Here is a 9,219-nt window from a genome sequence, read left to right on the forward strand (position 1 = left end):
ACGGATATCAGCATGATCAACCGTCGCAGTTACAGGCTCCGTCTCTTCCGATGGTTCGAGCAACCACCATGAAGGAGGAACACGACCACCGCTCCTGGCGTCATCACCTACTTGACAGCGGAAGTCATATCAACGCTCAGGTTGAGCGGCCGGCTTAGCCGGTCCGCTCCAATCGGCTGTTGGGCCGCAGCCCCACTTTCGTACTTGAATGCAAGGCGTTCACGATCGCTCACGAGGTATAGAGCCGCGACATGTGCTGCGGCCGGAACGACCGTTGAGCGAGCGAAGCTATCCAGAGCGCTCCGATCGCTTTCGGAGTGAATGTGATTGTCTTCGAACTCAACGATGAGGGACGTATCTGATTCATAGCGCATTTGCGACTTACGCCGTACTGCCTCGTGGATGGCCACGAAAGTCCGCGCCAAGACCTGGTCGTGGGGTACGGCCTCTGGCCAGGTTTCCGGCACACGCCCGCTGGCTTTGTCCCTTTGGAGCATCGCGCTTGTGACGGGGGCCCGACCGTGCTCCACGAGGTGGAGCATGCGAAGGTAGTTCTGATACCCGTCGAACGATTGCGTGATCTGTAGATGGTGCAGCACCTTATGCGCTGACGCTTCAAGGATGAGCGCGTCATAAGACTGATTGCCGATAACCGGCTTAAAGAGAACGTCTCCTCTACCATTGTAGAAGGCATCCGCGAAGAGCGCGAGAGGCCAGATCTCCTCCTTGAATCTCTTTACAAGGTCGCCGCGGTTCAGGCGTACTGCTCGCTTGCCTTCTTGGGTCTGACCGAACTTTCGATGAAGGTCGTCGACCCAAGCGCGGAGTTCCGTTTGGGTGCGAGGCCGTTCAAGGTCGGTCGTGTTCAGGGTCGGAATCAAGGGAAACCCTCCTGCGCCGCGGTGTTATGCAGCATCGCGTGCGGCCTATCCCGGCCTGCCAGCCGTGGCGGGTTGTGTCTTGGCTGCAGCACGGTCCCTGCCTCGTCGCGCGGCTTAGCCGAGCGGGGCCACGCCGAGGGTCAACGCTAGCTCGTTGACCTCGCTCACGAGGGCCGGCGCGAGCGGGATCCCTTCCACGAGGCGCCGCCGCTCGCACTCGGTTTCGGGCTCGCCGGCGACCCACACCCGCTCCTGGCCTTCCGCGGGCGGCGTGGCCTTCAGCGCCCTCAGCATGTCGTCCATGGCCGCTCTGAACTCGTCGAGGGGCCGGAACCGGGCGATGTCGATGGCCCCGAAGAAGTGGCCCACGTTCGTGTGGCGGCGCTCCTCCATCCCGCTCCGGAGGAAGAGGTCGCCGTAGACCGCTCCCGGCAGGACCCCGGAGAGGATGTCGACGACGGCCCCGAGCCCGTACCCCTTGTGGCTGCCGAGCTCTCGGCTTCCGCCGAGCGGGGTGAGGAGCCGGTTCTTGAGCGCGACGTCGGGGTCGCTCGCTGGATGGCCCTGCTCGTCGAGCGCCCAGCCCTCGGGGATCGACTTCCGCCAGCGCGAGGCGATCGTGAGCTTGCCCATCGCCACCGTCGTGGTCGCCATGTCCAGGACGAAGGGCGGCTCGCCGCCCGCGGGCACGGCGACGCTCAGCGGGTTCGTGGAGAGCATGGCCTTGCGGCCGAACGTGGGGACCATGGCGGGGACGAAGGAGTTCGTCATCGCGATGCCGACCAGCTGGTGGGGGAGGGCCATCATGGAGTAGCAGGCGCACGCGCCGAAGTGGTTCGAGTTCCGCACCGCCACGAACCCTGCGCCGAAGGCCTTGGCCTTCTCGATGGCCAGCGTCATCGCCCGCGTGGAGGTCCAGTGTCCGAGCCCGCGCTGCCCGTCCACCAGGGCCGTGGCCAGCTCGTCCCGCACGACGAGCGGCTCGGCCGCGGGATCGATGTATCCCTTGCGGGTCCACTCCACGTAGAGGGGGAGCATCCCGATCCCGTGGGAGTCCACGCCCCGCAGGTCGGTCTGGACCATGAGCGCGGCGGTGTGCTCGGCGATGGGCCGGCGCATGCCGAGGGCCCCCAGTACCTCGGTGATGAAGCGCTTGAGCTGCTCGTGGTGCACGACGACAGCGCCTTCGCTCGCCATGGGTCTCCTTTCCCTATTCCGGCCTCGCCTCGTGGCGGGCCTGCCTCCCGGCATGGCCGCCGCCCCTCGGCTCGAACTGCGTCGGGCCTCGCCTCGTGGCGGGCCTGCCTCCCGGCATGGCCGCCGCCCCTCGGCTCGAACTGCGTCGGGCCTCGCCTCGTGGCGGGCCTGCCTCCCGGCATGGCCGCCACCCCTCGGCTCGAACTGCGGTCACAGCCCCGTGATCTTGATTCCGGAGTTCTTCACCTTGTAGCGGCGGTTGATCATTGCCAGCACCGCCGTGATCCCTTCGAGCAGGCCGGCGTTCGAGAGGGGCCCGATGTCGAGGGCGCGGAGCCCCATGCTCGTCCCGAGCTCGGCGACCTGCTGCCTGGCCGCAGGGTCGTCGCCGCAGAGGAGGAGGTCGCAGTCGATTGCCTGGTCGAGCGAGGCCAGTTCGTGGGCGGCGATGTGGTGAAAGGCCGCGATGACCCTCGCCCCGGCGCCCAGGAGCTGCTGGGCCTCCTCAGCGGCCGAGCCGATCGGCGGGGGCACGAAGAGCCGCCCGCCCCCGAAGGCCAGCGGCACCACCGCGCTGACGATGACCTTTCCCTGGCAGGCGCCCTTCACCTCCGGGAGCGTGGCGGCCAGCCCGGTGTAGGGGAGCGTCAGCACGACCAGGTCGCCCGCAGCCGCTGCCTCCGGGTTGGTCATCCCGCCGGCGTCACCGCCGACCTGAGCCCTCAGCTCATCGGCCTTTGCCCGGGCGCGTGCGGCGTCCCGCGAGCCGATGATGATCGGGTGACCGGCCTTGAGCCAGCGGAGGGCGAGTCCCATGCCCTCCTTGCCGGTCCCGCCCAGGATGGCGATCCGCATACCAGCTTCCTACCTGAACAGGTCGCGCGCCGGATCGCGCAGGAGCGCCTTCGAGGTGGCCTCGGCGCGCACCACGGCGAGACCGCGGACGATGGCCACGGGGATCCGGCTGAGCTTTCCCATCACCAGCTCCGCGGCGCCCGCGAGCTCGTCGGCGATGGCCAGGAGCGTCGCCTGGAGCACGTGGCCGGCCGGGTCCCGCTCGCCCAGGTAGCTCTTGATCGGCTCGAGCCCCGCGACGCCGATGGCCACGTTGGTCAGACCCTCGCGCCAGGGCCGACCGAAGGTATCGGAGACGATGATCGCGAGGTCCAGGGCCGTCAGCCGGCGGATGCGATCGCGGAGGGTCTGGGCCGAGCGGTCGGGATCCTCGGGGAGGAGGGCGGCGGTCTCGAGGCCCACGTTCGACTGGTCCACGCCCGCGTTCGCGCAGATCCAGCCGTGGCGGGTCTCGACGATCAGCACGCCCTTGTCCATTCTCACGACGCGTCGCGACTCCCCGAGGATCAGCTCCACGAGCCGCGGATCGCGCCCGAGCTCTCCGGCCATCGCCAGCGCAGCCGGCGAGGGCACGACCTCGGTCAGCCGCACGACGCGCCCCTCGGCCTTGGACAGGATCTTCTGGCTCACGACCAGGCAGTCCCCCTCGCGCGGGGGTGTGTCCTGGCGCGCCGCGGCGTCGACGATCAGCCGTCCCAGATCGTCTCCGGTCCGGATCTCGGGAAGCCCCTCGACGCCGATGACCTCGTACCGCGCCGCCATCGGCCTACCGGAAGTGAGGGAAGACCTTCTCGCCAAGGAGGCGGATCGAGCGCAGGACCTTGGCCTGCTCCATCCCGGGCCACTGGAGCCGGAACGTCATTGTCGTGACCTCGAGCCGCTCCCGATGGCGGGCGACTTCGTCCCTGACCTTCACGGGATCGCCGATGATGAAGCGGTCTCGCGCCAGGTCCTCGAACGGAAGCGCGAAGCTCTCGCCGGCGGGCAGCGCCTTGTCCTGCTCCCAGCGCTGGTAGGCCCGGTACTTGGCCTCGAGAAACGGCCGGGCCTCCGCCAGGGCGCTGGCGCTGTCGGGGGCGACGTAGCACTCCTTGGTGATCATGGCCCGCTGCTCCCCAGCCGCGCTTCGATCCCGAACCCCCGGACGAGGCGCCAGCTCCGCGTCTGCCGCTCGCTCTCGAGCAGGGCCCGGAGGTCCTCGGGCCCGTCGATGTCGAGGCCGAGTCCCGGGAACCTGAGCACGACGGGATCGAGCCCGCGGCGGCGCGCCGCGAACAGGTGGTTGGGGAAGGACGGCTCGCCGAACTTGAGCGCCATGACGTCGGGAGGCGACAGCACGGCGCCGTTGGTTCCGAAGCCCGAGCGCGACGGGACGAAGGCGACGCCCGGCCGGCTCGGTACGGCCTCGGCCAGCGCCGTGATCTCCTGCGGGGTGACCTGGGGCACATCGCCCGGGACGGTCAGGAACCGTTCGGCCCCTCGCTCGGCTGCGAAGCCCCGGGCGAGGGCCACCGCCTCGGTATGGCCGCGGTTCTCTGGTTCTTCGAGGACGGTGACAGGAAACGCCCGGACCAGGGCGATGACCTCCGGGTCCCGCGTGACCACCAGCACGCTCGAGAGGTCCGCTGCCGTCACGGCCTCGAGCACGTCCTCGAGCATCGCGCGCGCCAGGGCCCGCCGCTCGTCTGGCGAGAGCACCGGGACGAGCCGCTGCTTGGCGTTTTCCAGGTCTTTGGCGGGGATCGCCGCGACGGTCCTCACCCGAGCGCCTCGAGGACCGCGCGCGCGAGCGCAGTCTCCCGCTCGCGGTCCGTCATCAGCGTGTCGGTCACGACGGGCGAGACCCCGAGCTGGAGCAGCTCGGGCGTGAGCTCGCGATCCTGGCGGTCGAGGACCATCACGTCGAGCCACCGCCGGTAGGCCCGGGCCACGCCCGCCGCCGACACCGGCAGCCCTTTCGCGGCCATCAGCGCCCCGGCCGGTCCGCTCACCGCCGCTCCCGCCATGATCGGGCTGATCGCGATGACGACGGCCGGCGTGTCGGTCAGGGCTTCGACGATGCCCGGGACGGCGAGGATGGGGCCGACTGACGTGACGGGGTTGGAGGGGCAGACGAGCACGGCGCGGGCTTCCCTGATCGCCTCGATCACGCCCGGAGCGGGGCGCGCGGCGTCCGCGCCCTCGTAAGCGACGTCGAGGACTTCGACCTGGGCTTTTTCCCTGACGAAGAATTCCTGAAACGGGAGCCAGCCTGCCGTCGAGAGGATCTGGGTCCTCACGGGCTCGTCGGCCATGGGCAGGATGCGGCTCCTCACCCCCAGAGCGCGGCGGATGGCGTCGGTGACGGCCGAGAGCGCGAGCCCGCGCCTGAGGCACTCGGTCCTGAACAGGTGGGTGGCCAGGTCCCTGTCGCCGAGGTTGAACCACGTCTCGCCGCCGAAGGCGGCCATGGCCCGAAGGCAGTGGAAGCTGTCGTCATGGACGCCCCAGCCTTTCGTCTCGTCGATGAGCCCGGCGAGCGTGTAGGTAACGGTGTCCAGGTCCGGCGAGATGTGGAGGCCCCAGAGCTCGAGGTCGTCGCCCGTGTTCCCGATCACAGTCAGGCGGGCCGGGTCCGCGACGCTGGCAAGCCCTCTGAGGAACCTGGCGGCGCCTGTGCCGCCGGCCAGCGCTGTGATCATGGGCCCGCGAGGTCAGGCCGGGGAGCTGCCAGAGACGGTGTCAGCGCAGATCGTCCCGCTCGAGCGTGTCGGTTCTGCGGGAGGACCAGAGGGCGGAGCCGCCGCGCCAGGCGAACAGCCCGGTGCCGGGGCGTCCCCTGAACGCCGCCGGGAGATCGGCCTCCGGTACGGGGATGAAGCCGAAGCGGACCCAGACCCGGTCGAGCCCTTGCGGTCTGGCGAAGAGCGTTTCCACGCCAGCAGCGGCGGAGGCCGAGAGGGCCGACGTCATGAGCTGGGCGGCGACCTCCAGCGCTTCCTCCGTCGCCACGACCACAGGGCCGTGGATCAATCCAGAAGTCCCGCTCCGCTCGACGAGGAGCGCTCCGACCATCCGTTCGGTGGCCGACCCGTCGCTTCCGGTCGCGCCTCCGGGGCCGGTCACCCATGCCCCGCATCCCAGCTCTCCCGGGCTCTCGGGGGGGACCCATGCGCCGGCGTAGGCGAAGAGGCCGCGCGCCTCCGCGGAGCCGGCCGGCAGCGGGCGGTACTCCACGCCTTGCCACGTCCGGGAGGCAACGGGGTCCCCGCGCTGGGCGTTCGGTCGGGGCGGCGGGACCGGGGCGAGCCTGGCTCGCGGGCTCCTACTTCTTCCCAAGCACTGCGTCCTTCAACGCCTTGGCGACCCGGAATTTGACGACGCGCTTGGCCGGAATCTTGATGGGCTCGCCGGTCTGCGGGTTGCGCCCCATGCGCGCCTTGCGGTTGGCGAGCACGAGCTTCCCGAAGCCGGGGAGCACGAAGCCGTTCTTGGCTTCCTTCGTGGCCAGGCCGACCAGCATGTCCATGAGCTCGGACACCTGGCGCTTGGAGAGGTTCGACTTCTGGGCGAGGGATGTGATGATGGCTGCCTTGGTCATCATCTTTGCCATGGGCGCGTCCTCCTCAGGTTGAAGGTGTCGGTGCCACCGAGGCTAGGCGTGTATTGTAATCCTCACCGCGAGGATGGCAAGAGCGAACTCTCGCCCGGGGGCTCGGGGCGAATGAAGCGGAATTCGCTCGAAGCGGTGAGCCCCCTGTAGGAGCCGAAGCGGGCTTCGGCGTCGTCGATCCGGTCCAGCGGGCTCTCCTCGTCCTCCGCCTCGCCGTACAGCTTCACGATCTCGTACGTGGTGCTTCGCTGCGCCGGGATGCGTCCGGCCGCGCGGATCATCCGCCGGAGCTCGGCGGGCGGGACGAGCTGGCCATAGGGCGCGCCCGCCGAGGTCGAGATCGACTCGTTGATCAGCGTCCCGCCCAGGTCGTTGGCGCCGCACTCCAGGAGGTACTGGGCGAGCTTCGGGCCCTCCTTCACCCACGACGACTGGATGTTCTTCATGGACGGACCCAGGTAGAGGCGGGCCAGCGCGTGCATCTTCACCACCTCGTCCCCGGTGGCGCCCCGGCGGACTCCCGGGACGAGATCCCGCCGCCACATCGGCGCCTCGTGGTGGACGAAGGAGAGCGGGACGAACTCGGAGAAGCCGCCGGTCTCCCGCTGGAACGAGCGGAGGAGGTCCATGTGCCGGATCCAGTGCGCCGGGGACTCCACGTGGCCGTACATGATCGTGGAGCTGGTCCGGATCCCGAGCGAGTGCGCGCTGGTGATCACCTCGATCCACTGGCGGGTCGTGATGCGGCCCTTCGAGATCACGTCGCGGATCCCGTCGTCGAGGATCTCGGCCGAGGTGCCGGGGAGCGTGCCGATTCCCGCCGCCTTGAGCTCGCGGAGGTAGTCACCGATGGGCAGGCCGGAGCGGACGGAGCCGTAGAGGACCTCTTCGGGGGAGAACGCGTGGAGGTGCAGGTCGGGGAGGGCCCGCTTGAGCGCGCGGCAGAGGTCGATGTAGTAGGTGCCGGGAAGCTTCGGCGGGAGCCCGGCCTGGATGCAGACCTCGGTGGCGCCCAGCTCCCAGGCTTCCCGGGCGCGGCGAAGGACCTCCTCGATGGGGAGGAAGTAGCCTTCCTCCTCGCGATGGTCGCGGCTGAAGGCGCAGAAGGTGCAGTGCTTGATGCAGACGTTCGTGAAGTTGATGTTACGGTTCACCACGTACGTGACCGTGTCCCCGACCTGGCGTCGACGCATCTCGTCGGCGACGAGCGCGAGAGCGTGGAGCTCCCGTCCCCGGCATTCGACGAGCCGCAGGCCGTCGGCCACGCTCAGCTCGTGGTCGTCCAGCGCCCGGGCCAAGATCGTGCGCACCTCGTCGGAGACCCAGTCCAGAGCGTTCACCAGGTTCGCCACTGTTCCAGCTCCTGTCTGACGTAACCGTCGGTGTCGGTGTGGGCGTTGACGCGCGGCCGAAGGGCCTCGGCCAGAAACTCGGCCCGCCGCGCGTACTCGGGGTAGACGGCGAGGCGCTCCCGAAGCTCATAGCCCGCGGCCTCTGTCGCCTTCCGGAGATTGACGATCCTGGGCCACGGCGCCTCGGGATTGATGTGGTCCAGCGTCAGCGGCGAGATCCCGCCCCAGTCGTTGAGCCCCGCGGCGATCAGCCGGGGGTACGTCCCGGGGGAGAGGTTGGGCGGCGCCTGAATGTTCAGCGCCGGCCCGAGGATGAGGCGCGCGACCGCCACCGTCCTGAGCATGTCCCCGGTCGAGGGTTCCGGCCGGGCGCGCATCGGGATCCCGGGCTTGGCCTTGAAGTTCTGAACGATGACCTCCTGGATATGACCGTAACGCTCGGCGAGGTCTCGGATCGCGAGGAGCGAATCCACGCGCTCGGCGTGGGTCTCGCCGATCCCGATCAGAATGCCGGTCGTGAACGGGATCTGGAGCTTCCCGGCCCACTCGATCGTCTTGAGGCGCCGCGCGGGGACCTTGTCGGGCGCGCGGTCGTGGGCCATGCCGACGCCGAGGAGACGCTCGGAGGCGGTCTCGAGCATGAGCCCCATCGAGACGTTCACCTCGCGGAGCGCCGAGAGGTCGCGTTCGGACATCAACCCGGGGTTGGCGTGGGGGAGGAGCGGGGACTCCTCGAGCACGAGCTGGCACATGGCCCGGAGGTAGCCGAGCGTGGTCCGGTGCCCCATCCGCCTGAGAAAGGCGCGGTGCTCGGGGAAGAGCGCCTCGGGCTTGTCACCGAGGGAGAAGAGGGCTTCCTTGCAGCCGAGGCGGCCGCCGGCCTGGACGAGGGCGACGACCTCCTCCGGCGTCATCGTATGGGCGCCGGGCTCTCCCGGATCCTTCCTGAACGTGCAGTAGCCGCAGTAGTCCCGGCAGAGCGTGGTGAGGGGAACGAAGACCTTCTTGGAGAAGGTGATCCGCCGCCCCCGCCCTCGATCCCTGAGGGCGGCGGCTCCGGCGAGCAGCTGGGGCAGCTGCTGATCGGGGAGGCTCAGGAGCGCGATCGCATCCTCGCGGCCGATCGGGGCTCCCGCGAGCGCGCGGTCGAGGGCCTTCATGGAGCGTTTCGAGCGCGGGCTTTGCCCGCGCGATCAATTCGGGCCTCGCGTGTCGGGTGGCCTGCCTGCGGCATGGCCGAACCCGCCACGCTCGAAGATCTACTCGGGTCTCGCCTCGTGGCTGTCCTCGCCGCCGGCTCGTCCGGAGCCCCTCGGCTCGAAGATCGACACGGGTCTCGCCT

At 69.4% G+C, this 9,219-nt stretch carries 11 protein-coding genes; all 11 read right to left on the reverse strand.

The annotated features are described in order from the left end of the window. Positions 1-107: 107 nt before the first annotated feature. Entirely contained in the window at positions 108-881 is a 774-nt protein-coding gene (locus HY726_02000) for a hypothetical protein (GenBank protein ID MBI4607765.1), read from the reverse strand. Positions 882-995: 114 nt separating this feature from the next. Beyond that, entirely contained in the window at positions 996-2,078 is a 1,083-nt protein-coding gene (locus HY726_02005) for an Ldh family oxidoreductase (GenBank protein ID MBI4607766.1), read from the reverse strand. Between the two features lie 210 nt (positions 2,079-2,288). Further along, on the reverse strand, positions 2,289-2,933 hold the full coding sequence (gene npdG / locus HY726_02010; GenBank protein MBI4607767.1) for an NADPH-dependent F420 reductase: 645 nt from the start codon (positions 2,931-2,933) through the stop codon (positions 2,289-2,291). 9 nt (positions 2,934-2,942) lie between these two features. Beyond that, positions 2,943-3,695, reverse strand: coding sequence for a coenzyme F420-0:L-glutamate ligase (cofE, locus tag HY726_02015; GenBank protein MBI4607768.1), 753 nt, complete (start codon positions 3,693-3,695; stop codon positions 2,943-2,945). A gap of 4 nt (positions 3,696-3,699) precedes the next feature. Next, positions 3,700-4,035, reverse strand: coding sequence for a hypothetical protein (locus tag HY726_02020; GenBank protein ID MBI4607769.1), 336 nt, complete (start codon positions 4,033-4,035; stop codon positions 3,700-3,702). Continuing rightward, positions 4,032-4,694, reverse strand: coding sequence for a 2-phospho-L-lactate guanylyltransferase (cofC, locus tag HY726_02025; protein MBI4607770.1), 663 nt, complete (start codon positions 4,692-4,694; stop codon positions 4,032-4,034). Before cofC ends, HY726_02020 begins: the two co-directional genes overlap by 4 nt. Then, positions 4,691-5,614 carry a 2-phospho-L-lactate transferase gene (locus tag HY726_02030; GenBank protein MBI4607771.1) on the reverse strand — a complete coding sequence of 308 codons (924 nt, stop codon included), beginning with the start codon at positions 5,612-5,614 and terminating at the stop codon, positions 4,691-4,693. Before HY726_02030 ends, cofC begins: the two co-directional genes overlap by 4 nt. A gap of 40 nt (positions 5,615-5,654) precedes the next feature. Further along, the gene (locus HY726_02035; GenBank protein MBI4607772.1) at positions 5,655-6,149 is read right to left on the reverse strand and encodes a hypothetical protein; all 495 of its coding nucleotides are present in this window, start codon (positions 6,147-6,149) and stop codon (positions 5,655-5,657) included. 88 nt (positions 6,150-6,237) lie between these two features. Then, positions 6,238-6,525: an HU family DNA-binding protein gene (locus HY726_02040; protein ID MBI4607773.1), complete on the reverse strand. Its 288-nt coding sequence runs from the start codon at positions 6,523-6,525 to the stop codon at positions 6,238-6,240. Positions 6,526-6,587: 62 nt separating this feature from the next. Then, positions 6,588-7,877 carry a 5-amino-6-(D-ribitylamino)uracil--L-tyrosine 4-hydroxyphenyl transferase CofH gene (cofH, locus tag HY726_02045; protein ID MBI4607774.1) on the reverse strand — a complete coding sequence of 430 codons (1,290 nt, stop codon included), beginning with the start codon at positions 7,875-7,877 and terminating at the stop codon, positions 6,588-6,590. Then, positions 7,862-9,037, reverse strand: coding sequence for a 7,8-didemethyl-8-hydroxy-5-deazariboflavin synthase CofG (gene cofG / locus HY726_02050; GenBank protein ID MBI4607775.1), 1,176 nt, complete (start codon positions 9,035-9,037; stop codon positions 7,862-7,864). Before cofG ends, cofH begins: the two co-directional genes overlap by 16 nt. Positions 9,038-9,219 lie beyond the last annotated feature (182 nt).

This window comes from Candidatus Rokuibacteriota bacterium (assembly GCA_016209385.1).
Classification (GTDB): Bacteria; Methylomirabilota; Methylomirabilia; order Rokubacteriales; family CSP1-6; genus JACQWB01.